This window comes from Streptomyces sp. NBC_01445, assembly GCF_035918235.1.
GTDB lineage: Bacteria > Actinomycetota > Actinomycetes > Streptomycetales > Streptomycetaceae > Streptomyces.
This window is the reverse complement of the sequence record NZ_CP109485.1, coordinates 4,496,991-4,512,898: the sequence shown is the minus strand read 5'-3', so window position 1 is coordinate 4,512,898 and position 15,908 is coordinate 4,496,991. Positions and strand designations below refer to the sequence as shown.

Here is a 15,908-nt window from a genome sequence, read left to right as displayed (position 1 = left end):
CTGCGCGCACGCGGATTACGCGGGCTCAAATGCCCCACCCCTCGAATAAGTTCACAAATGCCTCACCCGTCACACGGGTAGCTGCTCTATCCAGCGATCGACCATCGGGAAACGTCACTGGTTGTGCTGGTGTGCTGCACGTCACCTGGAATCCACCTGGAAATCGCCCGATAATCACCCGTAAGTCACCGGGTCCGGTTCGTCACCGATACCGGCACCGGTGGCCGTCCCGAGCGCGGTGGGCCTGTAAGAGGCACCTGTCCCGCCGCCCACGGTCATCACGGTCCCGTCGCCCGCGTTCTCGCCCTCGGCGCCGATCGCGAGGCCTGCGACGCCGTCCCCGGTGAGACCGGCGACGGTGACGGCGGACCCGAACCGGTCGACGGACGGCCGCAGACGCGACCAGATCCGGATGTCCATCCGGGCGGAGGAGATCGTGATGCATCGCGCATCCGCGTCGTCGTCCGACCCGTCCACCGGCCAGGACCCCTTCGCGCCTGCGGCGATGTGGCAGATGTAGATCCGCTTCGACGGCACCGTCGCCGAGTTCATCTTCCGTATGCTCACCGAGCGCTCGCACCCCACTCGATCGCCAGGTACTACGACACCCACTGGTTCCAGAGTTACGAGGACGAGGAGTAGGCCGCAAAGTGAAGAGATTTCGTCTGGGATGTCTGACGGCTATATCGCCCCTGTGCGTCGTGTTGGCCGGTTGCGGCGCGGGGGCGGGTGGCTCGGACGCGGCCAGGCCCACCGCAACGAAGCAGGCTGACGCGAAGGTGCAGGAGAAGGCGAAGGGAGAGGCGAAAGCCTCCGCGCCCACCACCCCCGCCGACTTCCTCGACCTCGCCGACAAAGCCATGGCCGCCGAACCCGGCTGGACCTTCGCCGTGGAGGGCGAAGAGGTCCTCAAGCTCCAGGAGCAGGAGAGCGGCGCGTCCTACGAGGCCACTGTGTCGCGCACCGGGAAGCCGGAGGCCTTCCGTTCGCAGGGTGTCATCACCAGCAGCAAGGGTGTACAGAAGGCGGAGAAGGTGTTTGTCGTCGGCGGTACGACCTACGTCAAGGAGGGGACCGCCGCCTGGAAGAAGGGCGCCTCCACCGACCCCGCGATGGAGAACAAGGTCGAGGACTCGGTGGCCGCCATCGACGCGTACCGGGGTTATCTCAAGGCGGGCAACAAGGACGTCACCGTGGTGAAGAAGGGCGACACGGCCGAGCTTCAAATCAAGCTTCCGCCATCGGCGTTGAAGGACGTACAGGACCGCGCCTACGTGAAGACCGCCGTCCGCGAGCTCGACCCCATCCTCACCCAGCTCCAGGGCGCCGGCATCGCCACCAGCAAGTCCGAGATCACGCTCGCCTGGTTCAACGAGACGCTGACCCTGGACGCCAGGACCGGGCGGATCAAAGCCCATCGGTTCGGGTTCACCTTCCTCATTCCGCACGACGACGGGTACATCAACTACCGGCAGGACGTGAGCGAGGTGAATGGCGGGGTGTTCAAAGAGAGCATCAGCCTGCCCGCGGACGTGGGCTGACGGGCCTTCAGCCCGACCACCTGTACGAGGGGTGCGGCCACCGGTTCGGCCGCCAGGCGCGCACGGTAGCCGGGCAGGTGCGTGCGCAGCCAGGCATCCTCGCCCGGATGGGAACCGGTTCCCGCGTGCAGCAGCCTCAGGCTCGCGAAGGGCTCGGCGAACGGCGGGAGCACGAACCGGCTGCGGGCGAGGCTGTCCGCGTCGATCTGCCACAAGCCCATGCGCACGTACGACCTTTCGCGTGTCGGCGAAACAGTGAACACGACCCCCAGTCCGCTCCCAGACTTCGATGCATGCGCAGCTACCGCACCCTGTTCCGCACGCCGGAGTTCGCCCCGTTCCTGCTCTCCTTCGCCGCTTTCGCCGCCGCCCAGACGATCGGCGGCCTGGCCCTGGGCACGCTGGTCTTCAGGGCCACCGGCTCCCCGCTCCTGTCGGCGGTGAGCATGTTCGGGCCGCAATTGGCGCAGTTGCTGGGGGGCGCGTTCCTGCTCTCGGGCTCCGACCGCCTGCCCCCGCGCGCGGTCCTGTCCGGCCTCGCCCTCGCCTTCGCGGCCGGCACGGCGGTCCTCGCGCTGCCCGGGCTGCCGGTCTGGGCGGTGTTCGTCGTCGTACTCGGGCAGGGGTTGGTTGCGTCGCTGGGCGGGGGAGTGCGCGGGGGGCTGCTCAACGAGATCCTGCCGAAGGACGGCTATGTGCTTGGCCGTTCGATCTACAACATGCTCTGGGGCCTGACGCAGATGGCCGGTTTCGCGACGGGCGGTGTACTGCTTGCGCTCCTGTCCCCACGGACCTGTCTGCTCCTCGCGGCAGCGCTGTACGTGACGTCGGCCCTCGTCACCCGCTTGTGCCTCATGGCGCGGGCTCCGCGCTCCTCCGGCCGCCCGTCCGTCGCCGCGACCTGGCGCACCAACGCCCTCCTGTGGTCCTCGCGCCCCCGCCGCCTGGCGTACCTGGGCCTGTGGGTCCCCAATGGCCTGATCGTCGGCAGCGATTCGCTCTATGTCTCCTACGCTCCCGGAGCCGCCGGCACGCTGTACGCGGTCGGGGCGCTGGGCATGTTCGTGGGTGACATGGCGGTGGGCCGCCTGGTGCCGCCCGGGGTGCGCCCCCGTCTCGCGACCCCGCTGCGACTGCTCCTCGCGGCTCCCTACCTGTTCTTCGTCCTGCGGCCGGGAGTGGCGCTGTCGGCGGTGGCCGTCACCGTCGCCTCCGTCGGTTTCGCCGCGAGTCTGGTCCTGCAGGAACGTCTGTTGTCCCTCACCCCGGACGACCTCGCGGGCCAGGCCCTCGGCCTGCACGCCACCGGCATGGCCGCCCTCCAAGGCATCGGCGCCCTCCTCGCGGGCACGCTGGCCCAACTCACCTCCTCCGCCACGGCGATCACGCTGATGGCGGCCGGTTCGGTCACCGTGACGCTGGCTCTCGCGGCGCTGGGCAGGCGTGAGGAGCGACGGCCGACCGTCCCCGGGACACGCCCGGACGTCCTGCCGGAACCCGCCGTCACGGACTAGGGCGTTTCCTACAGGCGTCCTGATGCGAGGAGCGCGCCGCACGCGTAGCGATGTCCGAAAGCTCCGGCCGCTCGCGCGCTGAGGGTGGCGTGCTGTAGAACCGGCCCGGCTTCCCTGAGGAGAACCGGAGGAGTCGCTCGTGAATCGCTCACTCGGCTACGCCATGTGCTGGGTGGCACTCATGGGGGCGATCAAGGAAGACAGCAGATTTGCGCGAGGCGAGAGCAGGAGGCGAGAGGCGGGCATGGAACCGGATGAACTCGTTGATGCTGTAACGCGGTTGGTCGGCAAAGGCGCTCGGCGCTTCGAGTGCTGCGAGGAGGGGCACGGCTCGGGACACGTATGCCTCGCCCTCTCCGAAGAGCTCGGCCTCCTCGAACTGATCGACGGGATCAGCGGCCGGTACGGGGCGTCCCGCAACCTCGCCATGCGCGGCTTCGCCGATCCCACCGTGGACGCTACGACCGGGCTGCCCCTGCTCGCGCCCTTCGGCACCGACGTGATCGACATGCGAGCCTGGGCGCACGCCGACCAGTGGATCGGGGCCGGGACGGTCCGGGTGGGGGACGACATACGGCACGTCGTCCTCGTCGCCGAGCGGGACGTGCCCGTTGTGGAGGAGCTGTCCGACGACGCCACGTGGGTCGAGCGGGTCGTGGCCGTGACCGGGTGGGCGGGTGAGGCCCGTACGGTCGACTGGGATGCGTGGAGGCGCGGCTCGGCACCCGGCTGCCCACGGACTTCAAGCAGCTTGCCGAGATCTTCGGATACGGCGCCTTCGACGGCTTCCTCACCCTCTACGTGCCCGAGTCCGATGTCCCCGGCATGGACTTCGTGGAGAACGCGGAGCATCTGGCCGGGTTCGCGGCCCGCTCGGGTACGAGCCTGTGGAGGCCGTACGGCATCTACCCGGCCCCCGGCGGACTCCTGGAGTGGGCGTCGTCCGAGCAGGTGGACCAGTACTACTGGCTCACCGAAGGCGACGACCCCGACCGCTGGCCCGTCCTGGCGTCGGAGGACATCCCGGATTCCTGGACCCGTTTCGACGGCACGGCCGCCGAGTTCGTCTTCCGCATGCTCACTGAGCGCTCGCATCCGCACTCGGTCGCCCGCTATTACGACACGCACTGGTTCCAGAGTTACGAGGACGAGGAGTAGCTCCGAGGCGACGGCACGTCCGCAGTCCCGCAGGGCTCCGTCGGACACGCGTACCGCAAATCAGTGGCGAGCCAGGCCCCCCACCGACAACCATGCGACGTATGACTGACCAACCCGCACGATGGAGCCAGGCGAGCGTCTACCCCGACATGTGGGCCGACCCGGACGACGACCCCCGCAGCAGCGAAGGCGTCAGCGCGGAGGGCGAGCTGGAGACGCTCCGGACCTTCCTGACGGACTACCGCCTGACCCTGCGCATGAAGTGCGAGGGCCTGGACCCGGAGCAGCTCGCCCGGCGGTCGGTGCCGCCGTCGACGATGTCGCTGCTCGGCCTCCTCCGGCACCTCGCCGAGGCGGAGCGGGACTGGCTCAACTGGATAACCGACGGCGAACCGCTGCCGAAGCTGTACGGCGAGCCCGACGGGGACTTCAACGGCGCCGTCGCCGAGCAGGCCGTGATCGACGCCGCGTACGCCGATCTCGAACGCGAGCAGGCCGCGACCGACGCCGCGCTCGCGGGGCACGCGGATCTGGGCGAGCGTCTCGGGAAGGACGGGATCGCGGTCCGGGAGCTGCTGGTGCACCGGGTCGAGGAGTACGCCCGCCACTGCGGCCACGCCGACCTGCTGCGCGAGTGCATCGACGGGAGGGTGGGCCAGTAGGCCCGCCGCTCAGGGGCGCGGGCGGCCGGCCGCCTTCACCGCACCGAGGAACGCCGTCCACGCGCCGCCGGTGAACACGACGGCCGGACCGTGAGGGTTCTTGCTGTCCCGTACGGGGACGTGGGCGGCGCAGGCGTGGTCGTTGACTTCGAGGCACTGGCCACTGTCGCCGCCGCTGTACGTGGACTTGCGCCAGGCGTCGCTGACTTCGAGGCACTCGCCGCTGCTGCCACCGCTGTAGCTGGACTTGCGCCACATGGGCAGGGTCGATGCGTCGGTGACACGGATGTGATGCCGCTGCTGCTCACTGCTGCTGTGCGTCATGTGCGTAATCCTCCGCGACGGACCTGATCAGGGCCAGCGACTTACCGTGCGACAGCGCGTCGCCCATGGCGTGATCGTAGACCGCCTGGCATTCACGTACCACGGACGGGAGTTCAAGGACCCGGCCCGTCTTCAGGCCCTCGACGTACGCGACCGGAGGCAGGTCCTCGAACCACATCAAGGAGACGAACCCCTCCAGGAGGGCATGCAGGCCTACCGAGAGCGGTAGCACGTGCACGCGAATGCGGCGACGTTCGCCCAACTCGGCGATGTGACAGAGCTGCTCGCACATCACGGCCGGGCCGCCCACCGGGCGTCGTAGTACCGCCTCGTCGAGGAGATACCAGGCAACAGGCGAAGCGAAGTTGTCCAGGATGCGCGCCCGGTCCAGTCGTGTGACAACGAGCCTGTCACGTTCCTCATCCGTCTTCGGCGGGAAGCCGGACTGGAGGACTTCGCGGGCGTACGCCTCCGTCTGAAGGACTCCCGGGACAAGCTTCGGCGCATACTCCCTGATCACCGTCGCCTGACGCTCCAACTCCAATGCTTCCGCGAAGTGTTCGGCGACGCTGCCCTCTCCCTGCGTGGGCAGGAAGTTCTCGAATACCCCGCCCGTAGTCAGCACCTGGTCCAGGCGTCGCGCGTCCTCAAGTGACGGCCGGCGGCGCCCCGCCTCGATGTGGGCGATGTGCGTGCGCGACATGATGGCCCGCGCGCTCAACTCCTCCTGCGTGAACCCGGCGGCCTCCCGGCGCCGCCGCAGCTCATCCCCGTAACTCGTCCGGGAACCGGGATTGTCCTCGATCGCCATCCGCAACTCCCGTATGTGCGACTTGGGTTGTCACGCTCGGACCACTGGCGAGCCTAGCTGTGGCGACCTCACTCTGTGACCGAATTCCTACGCAGAGCGAGATCGAGAGGCAGTGTCGATGCAACACGGGGAAGGCGCGTTCGTCGCCCACACCGGTACGGACGTCTACGGGCCCGGCAAGGCGCTCGGCGTCGACGGGGAATCGCGGCGCGTGCGGTTCGTGTACTTCGTGGCGACGATCGCGGCGCGAGACCTGCGGCCGGCCTCGGAGAGTGAAGAGGTCTGGGTGCGGGCGTGGCTGCGGGAGCGTGCGCAGAGATACGGCGGGCAGTGGTGATTACGGCAAGTGACCGTTCGCATACGCAAGTTGCGGTACGGTGAGCGCGACAGCACGCCTCACATGAGGCGGCCCTCAACGCCGGTTCCAGCCAGCGAAGAGGGCCTTCATCACCAGTGGAAAGCGCCACCGGAAAATGCTCCGTCATGCTATCGCGCCTGCCCGTTTCTTCAGCCAGGTGCCGAACGAAATCCTCCGCCATCCGCGCCTCTCGTCGGACGCCGTACGGTTGCTGACCTGGCAGTTGTCGCTCCCTGGTGACGCCAAGGACCCGTTGTCGAAAACCGCCCGTCAGGCCGGGATCGGCAAGTGCGCCTTCAACCGCGCCAAGGGCGAACTGAAGCGCGAGGGCTATCTGCACGAGTGGCGCCAACAGGGCGTTCGTGGACTGTGGTCGACCGTGCAGCTCGTCTCGAATGTGCCGCTGAAGCCGGAGCAGGCGCTCGCCTTACGGGACGGGGCTCCGGCGGGCGGAAACCCGGCCGCCGGTGAGCCGACCGGCCGGGCCGTCGGCCGTCATCCAGAAAAACCCGTTCTTGAGAACACCCCCCACCATCCCGGGACGCCTCCGGAGGCGGAGGCGCCCGCGGCGCCCGCGGCTACGGAGGCCGGGCGCCAACTCATCGCCATGATCCTGGACTTGGAGCCGAGGCTCCGTGTGCCGCGCGGCATACTGCCGCAGCTGGCGGCACTGGCAAGCGCCTGGCTGGAGGCGGGGCACACACCTGGTGGCGTACGGGCACATGTGCGGCGCAGCTTGCCGGGCCCGAAGCAGCCGATCCATAAGCCGGGCGGCCTGCTGCGGTACATCCTGAGCGACGTACCACCGGCGCCCGTCGAGGAAGAGTCCCGCCGCCCCGGCCCCGTACAGCCACGTATCGCCCAACTGCGGGAATGCGAGGGCGTGCATACGCAGGCGCGCTTGTTCCGGCCCGAGGGCGACGAGGAGTTCTGCGGCGAGTGCATGCGGGGGCGAGTGCCTGACGGCTCGGCACGGTTGTAGGCCCGCTTCCTGTTGCCGGGATGCGGAAGCCGCTAGCTCCCCCGGACTGCCGTCCGACCTCGTTGTATCCCCGCTTCCGTCTCACGGAGGATGAGGCGGAGGGGGTGGGCCATGACGGTACGGGCGAGGGCTACGGCTCAGGGCGTGGGCGGGCGGCTGGACAAGGACGGTGCCCGTCGGCGGTCTCCGGGCCGGATCCGGTCCACGGGCGTGCTGCTGATCCTGCTGGCTCTGATGTCGGCGGTGCTCTGCTACATCGCGTTCTCATGGTGGCTGCCCTCCGACAGGGATCGCTACCGGGACTACGTGGCAGCCGAGCCGTGCCCCGCTCGTGCGACGGCGACGGACTGCCTGAGCACCTGGCATCTCACCGTGGTGAAGGCGGAGATCAAGAACGTCGGGAAGACTTCCCGCTACAAGGCGACGCTGAAGGACGGGGACTCCTGGCAGGGAGTCGTGGACTTCGGTGACCCGGGGCCGCTCCTGGAGCGCCTGAAGCCGGGCGACCGGGTCACCGCCACCGCTTGGCGCCGCGACATCGTCGTACTCAGCAAGGACGGCATCCGGCAGAACACCTCGGAGGCACCCCGTGACGAGATCCAGATGAACGCCGCCATGGGCATGCTCGCCGCGTTCTTCGCGGCTCAGGCGTTCGCGTTCGGCGCGGTACGCCTGGTCAGCCCGCGCGCCTACGCGCCCTTCACCTGGGACCCGTACGGCAGGCGGCTGTTCTTCACCGGCATCGCTGTCTGCTTCGGGGTGGGGCTCCCGGCGGTGTGGACCGGCATCCCGTGGTGGACCGTGCCCGCCGTCGGACTTCCCGCCGTGGCGTGCGCGGCGGTGCTGATGTACCCACGACCGGAGAGCGCGACCGCGGGCGGAGGGCAGGCGGCCGGGCCGGTTCCGCGCTGAAGACCGGGGAGCGCGTAAGGTCCGGGAAATGACTTCGCCCGGGTCCCGCATCGGCAGACACCAGATCCCCGGCCTCCTCCTGATCATGGTCCCCGAGTCCCGGGAGGGGATCGAGGCCGTGGCGGGGATGTCCGCGGAGCAGGCCGTCTCCGGGGATCTCGAATGGTTCGATCTCTACGACTTCCTGCGCGACGTGGTCTTCCGCGACCTGGTCCGGCCCGAGCTGCTCATGCCCGAGGCGGAGCGTGACACCGAACTGCTCGGCCGATGCGCCGAGTTCACCGAGAATCTGCTCCTGAACTCGACCCAGCCCGTGGCATCCGCCGTGTTCTACCAGCTGGTGGAGCCGCTGTACGCGAGTGAGGAACTCCTCGTCGCGGCCATCCCCCTGATGCAGCCGGAGATGCTGCGCGTCACGCTCGAGGACATGGCGGTGGACCGGCTTTCGGTTCCTGCGCGGGACCGGCTGGCCGGGTTTCTGCACTGACGCGCAACTGCCTCAAAGGTTGTGCGGGCTTGGGTAACTGTTCATGTGAGAAGCGACATGTGCGCGAAGCGTGATGCTTGCGTGGTGTCAGCCGCTGGGCCAGGCGGGGAGTCGCGCAGGCCGCTCCCCGAACTGGATGAGGGGCGGACGTCATGGGAGCTGGCCACAAGCCTGAGCCGAACGCGGCGGACATGCGGCGGCACGCCGCGGGGTTCGTCGCACACGCCACCGCGCGCAACCGGCTCCCGCTCGACTACACCGTCACCAGCCTCCGCGTCGCGGACTTCCTCGTCGACGGCCTGCGTAAAGGGACTGCGGACCGGGCGTCGGTCGCGGGGGCCCTGTTCGGCATCGGAGCGTATGTGGGGGAGGTGCTCGTGCGGCGGGCCGGCGCCGTATGGGTCGACTTCGACGCCGCCCAGCGCGCCTACTTCGGCCAGCCCGCCGGCGTCCGCATGCCCGACGGGCGCGTGTGGAACCCCCTCGGCAAAGTCGTCAACCGCTTCGAACTCGGCCGCGAGGAATCCCTCCAGACCTTCTACCTGACCCTCCACGGACGCGGCGGCGACCGGGGGAAGGGCAAGACCTGCGCCGCCCTGTGACATGTGCGCCCAGTGACATTTCTGTGGGCCGGGACGCTGATGACCGTGAGGGCATGGACGCATTGATCTGTGCCGCGTCAGGTCAGTACGCAGACGTACGAAGAGGACAACGGTTGGGCCAGGGTGGGGAGCCCCGTCGCACGCACGCGCGCGACGAGGAGCTGGGCATGGCCGTGGCGCGGGCGCAGGAGGGGGACGAGGCCGCCTTCGCGGTCGCGTACCGGCTCGTGCAGCCCGGCCTCCTCGGATATCTGCGCGGCCTCGTCGGCGACGAGGCCGAGGACGTGGCCTCCGACGCCTGGCTGGAGATAGCCCGCGACCTCGGACGTTTCCGCGGGGACGGCTCCGGGTTCCGCGGCTGGACCGCCACCATCGCCCGGCACCGCGCCCTCGACCTGCTGCGCCGCCAGAAGGTGCGCCCGCGCCCCTCCGGCCTCGAACAGGACATGCTCGAACTCCCCGGCACCCACAGCACGTCCGACCAGGCCCTCGAGACGATCTCCACCGCAGAGGCGCTCACGCTGATCGGCGACCTTCCGCGCGACCAGGCCGAAGCCGTGCTCCTGCGCGTCGTCGTCGGGCTCGACGGGCCGTCCGCCGCGCGCGTCCTCGGCAAGCGCCCGGGCGCCGTGCGGACCGCCGCGTACCGGGGCCTGAAGAAACTCGCGGACCGGCTCGGCGCGCGAGGTGTGACGGATGACGGCCCCACGACGCTGGGGGAGTCGAGATGACTGACAACCCACTCAGGCAGGACCATGGGTCGGCCGGCCCGGAAGGAGCCGGAGGCTTCGAGACTCTGCTCGCCGCCGCCGTACGCTCGGCGAAACAGCGGGACGGCGCCCAGGAACGGGCCGTCGCAGCGTTCCGCGAGGCCCGCGACCAGGGAGCTCATTCGGCCAGGACACGACGCCGCGACGACTGGCGTCCGCGCCCCCGGGGCCTCGCCCGCTGGTCACTGCGCACCACCGTGGGCACGCTGGTCGCGGGTGTCACGCTGGGCGGCGTCGCGATGGCCGGGATCGGCGCGGTCGGGGACGCCCCGGGCGACGACGCCGAACAGCGGCCGACGCCCAGGCGGAGCGCCGCCGGCTCCCCCGGGCGGCCCACGCACGAGCAGGTCGGGCCACCCGCCACGGTGCCCGCTCCGTCCCACGCGCCGGGCCTGTCCCCCGGCCACCCGGACCGGGCCGGTGACACCCTCGCCAAGTGCCACGCGTACGCATCCGTACGGGGCCGGGGCGAGGCGCTCGACTCGCCCGCCTGGCAGCGTTTCCTCGCGGAGGCGGGCGGAGAGGCGTCCGTGGACGCGTACTGCGCGACAGAGCGGGCCCGCCAGGAGACCGGCAGCAGCAATGGCGGCAACGGCAGCGACAAAGCGGCCGGCGGGAAAGCCGAAGGTCAGCAGAGCGGGCACCCGGGCCCGAAGCCGACCGGGGCGAAGAATCCCAAGAAGTAGCGGAACCCCAAGAAGCAGGGAAGTCCCAGCGCGTAAGGGTGCGGGGGCGGCACCTCCGAAGGGCACCGCCGGGACGGCCGAGGCCGCCACCCCCCACAGGAGAGGCCCCGGCCGTCGCGCGGTACGGGCCGCGCGGCGGCCCGTACTACCTTCAGCGCCGCGCGTGCGTTTTCTGTCACACCGCGTTGTGTCACGTGCTAGTTGCGGGTTGTACCAAACGTGGACGGGGAGCCGTATCAGGCCGTAGCGTGCTGGTTCGCGTCGGTGAGCGGCGCAGGGTTTAAGCGCAAGGGTGGCGCAGTGCTGGGGGACGACGCGGAGCTGACGGCCGCGGTGCATGCGGCGCAGGACGGGGACGAGACCGCGTTCCGGACTGTGTACCGCGCGGTGCATCCACGGCTGCTCGGGTACGTACGGACACTCGTCGGTGAACCGGACGCGGAGGACGTCGCGTCCGAGGCCTGGCTGCAGATCGCCCGGGACCTCGACCGGTTCAGCGGAGACGCCGACCGCTTCCGCGGCTGGGCCGCACGCATAGCCCGTAACCGGGCCCTCGACCACATACGGATGCGGGGACGCCGCCCCGCCATAGGCGGGGACGAGACCGAACTCACCGGTCGGCCCGCGGTGTCCGACACCGCCGACGAGGCGATGGAACTCCTCGCCACCGGTGACACGCTGGCGCTCATCGCCCAGCTTCCGCAGGACCAGGCCGAGGCCGTCGTCCTGCGCGTCGTCGTCGGGCTCGACGCCAAGAGCGCTGCTCAGACGCTCGGTAAGCGTCCGGGTGCCGTCAGGACCGCGGCGCACCGCGGCCTCAAGCGCCTCGCCGAGCTGCTCGGTGCCGAGGGTTCGCATGTGCAGACAGCGCACGCCGGCCGGGACGGCACGCTCGACGCCGTACCGCCCCCGAGAGAGCCGCGCGGGCACGCGGTGACGTCCGCCGGTGTGACGCATTCGCGGACGCGGACGCAGAAGGACATGTGATGGCCGACGAGCACAACAAGTGGCTGGACCGGGACGCGGCCGAGCGTCTGCTGCGCGGTGAGCCCCTGGAAGCCGTCGACGCAGTCACCCGTGCCCGGGCAGCCCGTCTGGCCGAGACACTCGACGCACTTGCAGTGACACGCGTAGACGGAGGCGAACTGCGGGGCGAGGCGGCCGCGTTGGCGGCGTTCCGCAAGGCGCGCGAATCCGTGGCGGAGGAGCCGGGCGCGGCGCCCCCGAAGGCACGCCATGCCAGGCCCCGCGGGGCTCTCGCCCCGGTCTCCTCGCTCCACGGACCCGTGGGCCGGGAGAGCGACGCGAACGCAAATGCCGACGCCGAAGGGCACGCCGGTTCCGACGTCGGCAGTGTCCGCCTCGCGAGACCCGACGCGCGGCCCGTCCGCTGGGGCCGCCCGGTGCGGTTCGGGTTGGCCGCCGCGCTCGCCGGATGCATGATCGGCGGCGTCGCCGTCGCGGCCGGAACCGGAGTGCTCCCGTCGCCGTTCGGCGGACGGAACGAACCCGGGCCCGCCACCAGCGTCTCCGCTGCCGCGTCTCCCGAACAGCCCCTCGCCTCACCGTCGCCCGACATCTCGGAGACCGACGGCGGACGCTCGGGCAGCGCCGTGCCCGACGGCCACTCGCACGAGCCCGGCTCGGGCGCCCCGTCCCAGGACGACACGGCGGACCGGGCCGGCCCGGCGGCGACGCAGCCCGGCACCGGCCTGCGCGAATCGGACGCCGCGGACCGGGAGGCCTGGCGGCAGCGCCTGGTCGACGCCTGCCGCAAGTACCGCGACGGCGCCCTGAGCGACTCCCAGACGGAGCGCCTCAGGGCCGCGGCGAAGCGCATCACCACGAAGAAGCGGGACCGTGACCCCGACCGGTTCTGCGCCCGCATCCTCGAAGAGACCGACGACTCCGGCAGCGGCGACGACGGCAGCGGCAAGGACGGCGACGACAAGAACGGCGGCAAGAACGGCGACGAGGACAGCCAGAACGGCGAGGACTCCGGCGTCAGCGGCGCCGTGCCGACCGCCTCGTGGGTCCCGTCCGAGCCCGGCGGCGACGCCTCGGACACCGCGCCGACGACGCCGTCCACGACGGCCTCGGCCTCGTACAGCGCCACGCCCGCACAGTCCTGAGCCTGTTCTCAGCCGTCCCTGAGCTCGCTCGGGCCGGCCTGCTCAGACCTGCTCTGAACCGCCCTGACCTGCGCAGACAAAGAATTTCCGAGGCGGGTGTGACGTTTTTGGACGGCATGGCGCAGTAACAAGTGAGCCGACTGGTCATCGGCCGTGCACGAGCCGCGGGTTCCCCCCGTACCTTCGGCTCTGTGCCACTGGCGCGGGCGGGACACGTTCCCCCGGTCCCGCCCGCGCCCCACTCCACTTCTCAGCAGGTCACCAGTAGACGACGACCTTGTCGCCGTTGCGGACCTGCGCGAACAGCGACGCGATCTTCCCCTCGTCCCGTACGTTCACGCACCCGTGCGACGCCCCGTTGTAGCCGCGGGCCGCGAAGTCCGCGGAGTAGTGCACCGCTTGGCCGCCGCTGAAGAACATCGCGTACGGCATGGCCGTGTGGTAGATCGTCGAGACGTGGTGGCGGGATTTCCAGTACACGCTGAAGACGCCCTCGCGGGTGGGCGTGAACTGCGAGCCGAACCGTACGTCCGTCGTCATCAGGGCCTTGCCGTCGATCATCCACGTCAGCGTGCGGCTGGTCTTGCTGATGCAGACGACGCGGCCGGTCATGCAGCGCCGGTCCGGCTTCGCCGCGGGCTGCCCGCCGGACGCGTACAGCTCGTCGCGCGTCGGAGTGTGCGTCATCCTCACGAGCCGCGCCCAGGTCACCGTGTCCGTGTTCCCCGTGCGCGGCAGGCCCCGCTTGCCCTGGAAACCCTCGACCGCCTTGGTCGTCGCGGGGCCGTACTTTCCGTTCGGCCCTTCGAAGAGCCACGCGATCTGCCGCAGCCTGGCCTGGAGTTCGCGCACCTTGCCGCCGCTGGCGCCGCGCGCCATGAGGATCTTCGGCGGCGGTGTCGGTCTCACCGACGGAGTGCGGGAGGGGGTGGCGCCCGGCTTCTTCGCGCCCGGCTCCTTCGCGTCGTCGGAGGGGGCCGGTGATGCGGAGCCGTCCGCCCTCGGCGGCTGCTTGCCCCCCGTGTCGACGGCCTGTGTCCTGCAACCGCCGGCCAGGGCGATGACCCCGACGACGGCGAGTGATCCACGCATGACGGTCGCACGCATCCGGGCCCCCGCAGTCTCGCCACTAGTCCGATGTGCCAACAGAGATGTTTCCCGCGCGCGTCCGGTTGCGAACTCGGCGTAAGTGCCGCGCATTGTGGGATGGAGTAAAGGTGAAGGACGGGCTGTGAGCAAGGTCCCAGCCGGCGGCTCTCCATGGCGAGCAGGCGCGCCGCTACAGTCCGTCGCGAGGGGCGACCCAACTGGCAAGTAACACCCGAGCTGGAGGCACCACCATGGCGCGCGAGTCTGAGTCAGGACTGCCCATCGAGCCGGTCTACGGCCCTGATTCGCTGGCCGACTGGAACGCGGCCGAGAAGCTCGGCGAGCCCGGCAAGTACCCCTTCACACGGGGCGTCTACCCGTCGATGTACACCGGCCGCCCCTGGACGATGCGCCAGTACGCCGGCTTCGGCACCGCCGTCGAGTCCAACGCCCGCTACAAGCAGCTCATCGCCAACGGCACGATGGGCCTGTCCGTCGCCTTCGACCTGCCCACCCAGATGGGCCACGACTCGGACGCCCCGATCGCGTCCGGCGAGGTCGGCAAGGTCGGCGTGGCCATCGACTCGATCGACGACATGCGGATCCTGTTCGGCGGCATCCCGCTGGACAAGGTGTCCACGTCGATGACGATCAACGCCCCGGCGGCGCTGCTCCTGCTCATGTACCAGCTCGTCGGCGAGGAGCAGGGCGTCCCCGCGGACCAGTTGACCGGCACGATCCAGAACGACGTGCTGAAGGAATACATCGCGCGGGGCACGTACATCTTCCCGCCGAAGCCCTCCCTGCGGCTGATCGCCGACATCTTCAAGTACTGCAGGGCCGAGATCCCGAAGTGGAACACCATCTCGATCTCCGGCTACCACATGGCCGAGGCCGGTGCCTCGCCCGCGCAGGAGATCGCGTTCACGCTCGCGGACGGCATCGAGTACGTGCGCACGGCCGTCGCGGCCGGCATGGACGTCGACGACTTCGCGCCGCGCCTGTCCTTCTTCTTCGTGGCGCGCACGACGATCCTGGAGGAGGTCGCCAAGTTCCGCGCCGCCCGCCGGATCTGGGCCAAGGTCATGAAGGAGGAGTTCGGCGCGAAGAACCCCAAGTCGCTGATGCTCCGCTTCCACACGCAGACCGCGGGCGTGCAGCTCACCGCCCAGCAGCCCGAGGTCAACCTCGTCCGCGTCGCCGTCCAGGGCCTCGGCGCCGTGCTCGGCGGCACGCAGTCGCTGCACACGAACTCCTTCGACGAGGCCATCGCGCTGCCGACCGACAAGTCCGCGCGCCTCGCCCTGCGCACCCAGCAGGTCCTCGCCTACGAGACCGACGTGACCGCCACCGTCGACCCGTTCGCCGGCTCGTACGTCGTCGAGAAGATGACGGACGACGTGGAGGCCGCCGCGCTCGAACTCATGACGAAGGTCGAGGACCTCGGCGGCGCGGTCAACGCCATCGAGCACGGCTTCCAGAAGAACGAGATCGAGCGCTCCGCCTACCGCATCGCGCAGGAGACCGACTCCGGCGAGCGCGTCGTGGTCGGCGTCAACCGCTACCAGCTCGACGCCGAGGAGCCCTACGAGCCGCTGCGCGTCGACCCGGCGATCGAGGCCCAGCAGGCCGAGCGCCTCACGAAGCTGCGCGCCGAGCGCGACCAGGCGGCCGTCGACGCGGCACTCGCGGCGCTCAAGAAGGCGGCCGAGGGCGAGGACAACGTCCTGTACCCGATGAAGGACGCCCTGCGCGCCCGCGCCACCGTCGGCGAGGTCTGCAACGCGCTGCGCGACGTGTGGGGCACGTACATCCCGACCGACGCGTTCTGAGGCCCCGTATCACCCTCTGAGCAGGGAGTGTCGTATGGCCATATAGGC

At 70.1% G+C, this 15,908-nt stretch carries 19 protein-coding genes and 1 pseudogene; 14 read left to right on the top strand and 6 right to left on the bottom strand.

Annotation, left to right across the window (positions count from 1 at the left end; translation table 11 throughout):
• Positions 1-174 precede the first annotated feature (174 nt).
• A complete protein-coding gene (locus tag OG574_RS20455; RefSeq protein WP_326774417.1) occupies positions 175-552 on the bottom strand; it encodes a hypothetical protein in 378 nt (125 codons plus the stop codon).
• Between the two features lie 227 nt (positions 553-779).
• Here OG574_RS20455 and OG574_RS20450 point away from each other — a divergent pair, with 227 nt between their 5' ends.
• Positions 780-1,541 carry a hypothetical protein gene (locus OG574_RS20450; RefSeq protein ID WP_326774416.1) on the top strand — a complete coding sequence of 254 codons (762 nt, stop codon included), beginning with the start codon at positions 780-782 and terminating at the stop codon, positions 1,539-1,541.
• 20 nt (positions 1,542-1,561) lie between these two features.
• Here OG574_RS20450 and OG574_RS20445 read toward each other — a convergent pair.
• A pseudogene (locus tag OG574_RS20445) lies at positions 1,562-1,762 on the bottom strand (transcriptional regulator); the annotation flags it as partial.
• 72 nt (positions 1,763-1,834) lie between these two features.
• Between OG574_RS20445 and OG574_RS20440 the strand changes: the two are divergent.
• Positions 1,835-3,055, top strand: coding sequence for an MFS transporter (locus OG574_RS20440; RefSeq protein ID WP_326774415.1), 1,221 nt, complete (start codon positions 1,835-1,837; stop codon positions 3,053-3,055).
• 148 nt (positions 3,056-3,203) lie between these two features.
• On the opposite strand, the gene OG574_RS20435 is transcribed toward OG574_RS20440, so the two are convergent.
• Positions 3,204-3,635, bottom strand: a complete 432-nt coding sequence (locus tag OG574_RS20435; RefSeq protein ID WP_326774414.1) for a hypothetical protein — start codon at positions 3,633-3,635, stop codon at positions 3,204-3,206.
• A gap of 125 nt (positions 3,636-3,760) precedes the next feature.
• Between OG574_RS20435 and OG574_RS20430 the strand changes: the two genes are divergently transcribed.
• Together OG574_RS20430 and OG574_RS20425 are read left to right on the top strand one after the other, a co-directional pair.
• The gene (locus OG574_RS20430) at positions 3,761-4,213 is read left to right on the top strand and encodes a hypothetical protein (RefSeq protein ID WP_326774413.1); all 453 of its coding nucleotides are present in this window, start codon (positions 3,761-3,763) and stop codon (positions 4,211-4,213) included.
• Positions 4,214-4,305: 92 nt separating this feature from the next.
• Positions 4,306-4,875, top strand: coding sequence for a DinB family protein (locus OG574_RS20425; RefSeq protein WP_326774412.1), 570 nt, complete (start codon positions 4,306-4,308; stop codon positions 4,873-4,875).
• 9 nt (positions 4,876-4,884) lie between these two features.
• Here the strand turns inward: OG574_RS20425 and OG574_RS20420 are convergent, their stop codons facing one another.
• Together OG574_RS20420 and OG574_RS20415 are read right to left on the bottom strand one after the other, a co-directional pair.
• On the bottom strand, positions 4,885-5,199 hold the full coding sequence (locus OG574_RS20420; protein ID WP_442816834.1) for a DUF397 domain-containing protein: 315 nt from the start codon (positions 5,197-5,199) through the stop codon (positions 4,885-4,887).
• The gene (locus OG574_RS20415; protein WP_326774411.1) at positions 5,180-6,010 is read right to left on the bottom strand and encodes a helix-turn-helix domain-containing protein; all 831 of its coding nucleotides are present in this window, start codon (positions 6,008-6,010) and stop codon (positions 5,180-5,182) included. The genes OG574_RS20420 and OG574_RS20415 overlap by 20 nt, the downstream gene beginning before the upstream one ends.
• Positions 6,011-6,128: 118 nt before the next feature.
• Between OG574_RS20415 and OG574_RS20410 the strand changes: the two genes are divergently transcribed.
• The 9 genes from OG574_RS20410 to OG574_RS20370 all read left to right on the top strand — a co-directional run bounded on the left by OG574_RS20410 (position 6,129) and on the right by OG574_RS20370 (position 12,939).
• Entirely contained in the window at positions 6,129-6,347 is a 219-nt protein-coding gene (locus OG574_RS20410) for a hypothetical protein (RefSeq protein ID WP_326774410.1), read from the top strand.
• Between the two features lie 178 nt (positions 6,348-6,525).
• Positions 6,526-7,350 (top strand): hypothetical protein, encoded by an 825-nt coding sequence (locus OG574_RS20405; protein WP_326774409.1) that lies wholly within the window; start codon positions 6,526-6,528, stop codon positions 7,348-7,350.
• A 111-nt stretch (positions 7,351-7,461) separates the two neighbouring features.
• Positions 7,462-8,262, top strand: a complete 801-nt coding sequence (locus OG574_RS20400; RefSeq protein WP_326774408.1) for a hypothetical protein — start codon at positions 7,462-7,464, stop codon at positions 8,260-8,262.
• Between the two features lie 28 nt (positions 8,263-8,290).
• Positions 8,291-8,749 (top strand): hypothetical protein, encoded by a 459-nt coding sequence (locus tag OG574_RS20395; protein WP_326774407.1) that lies wholly within the window; start codon positions 8,291-8,293, stop codon positions 8,747-8,749.
• Positions 8,750-8,901: 152 nt separating this feature from the next.
• Entirely contained in the window at positions 8,902-9,351 is a 450-nt protein-coding gene (locus tag OG574_RS20390; protein ID WP_326774406.1) for a hypothetical protein, read from the top strand.
• A gap of 113 nt (positions 9,352-9,464) precedes the next feature.
• Positions 9,465-10,082 (top strand): RNA polymerase sigma factor, encoded by a 618-nt coding sequence (locus tag OG574_RS20385; RefSeq protein WP_326774405.1) that lies wholly within the window; start codon positions 9,465-9,467, stop codon positions 10,080-10,082.
• Complete coding sequence (locus tag OG574_RS20380; protein ID WP_326774404.1) at positions 10,079-10,807, top strand: hypothetical protein; 729 nt, start codon at positions 10,079-10,081, stop codon at positions 10,805-10,807. Before OG574_RS20385 ends, OG574_RS20380 begins: the two co-directional genes overlap by 4 nt.
• Before the next feature lie 300 nt (positions 10,808-11,107).
• Entirely contained in the window at positions 11,108-11,794 is a 687-nt protein-coding gene (locus OG574_RS20375; protein ID WP_326774403.1) for an RNA polymerase sigma factor, read from the top strand.
• The gene (locus OG574_RS20370; protein ID WP_326774402.1) at positions 11,794-12,939 is read left to right on the top strand and encodes a hypothetical protein; all 1,146 of its coding nucleotides are present in this window, start codon (positions 11,794-11,796) and stop codon (positions 12,937-12,939) included. The genes OG574_RS20375 and OG574_RS20370 overlap by 1 nt, the downstream gene beginning before the upstream one ends.
• A 258-nt stretch (positions 12,940-13,197) precedes the next feature.
• Here OG574_RS20370 and OG574_RS20365 read toward each other — a convergent pair whose 3' ends face one another.
• Positions 13,198-14,046, bottom strand: a complete 849-nt coding sequence (locus OG574_RS20365; RefSeq protein ID WP_326774401.1) for a L,D-transpeptidase family protein — start codon at positions 14,044-14,046, stop codon at positions 13,198-13,200.
• 233 nt (positions 14,047-14,279) lie between these two features.
• Here OG574_RS20365 and OG574_RS20360 point away from each other — a divergent pair, with 233 nt between their 5' ends.
• A complete protein-coding gene (locus OG574_RS20360) occupies positions 14,280-15,860 on the top strand; it encodes an acyl-CoA mutase large subunit family protein (protein WP_100594740.1) in 1,581 nt (526 codons plus the stop codon).
• Positions 15,861-15,908 lie beyond the last annotated feature (48 nt).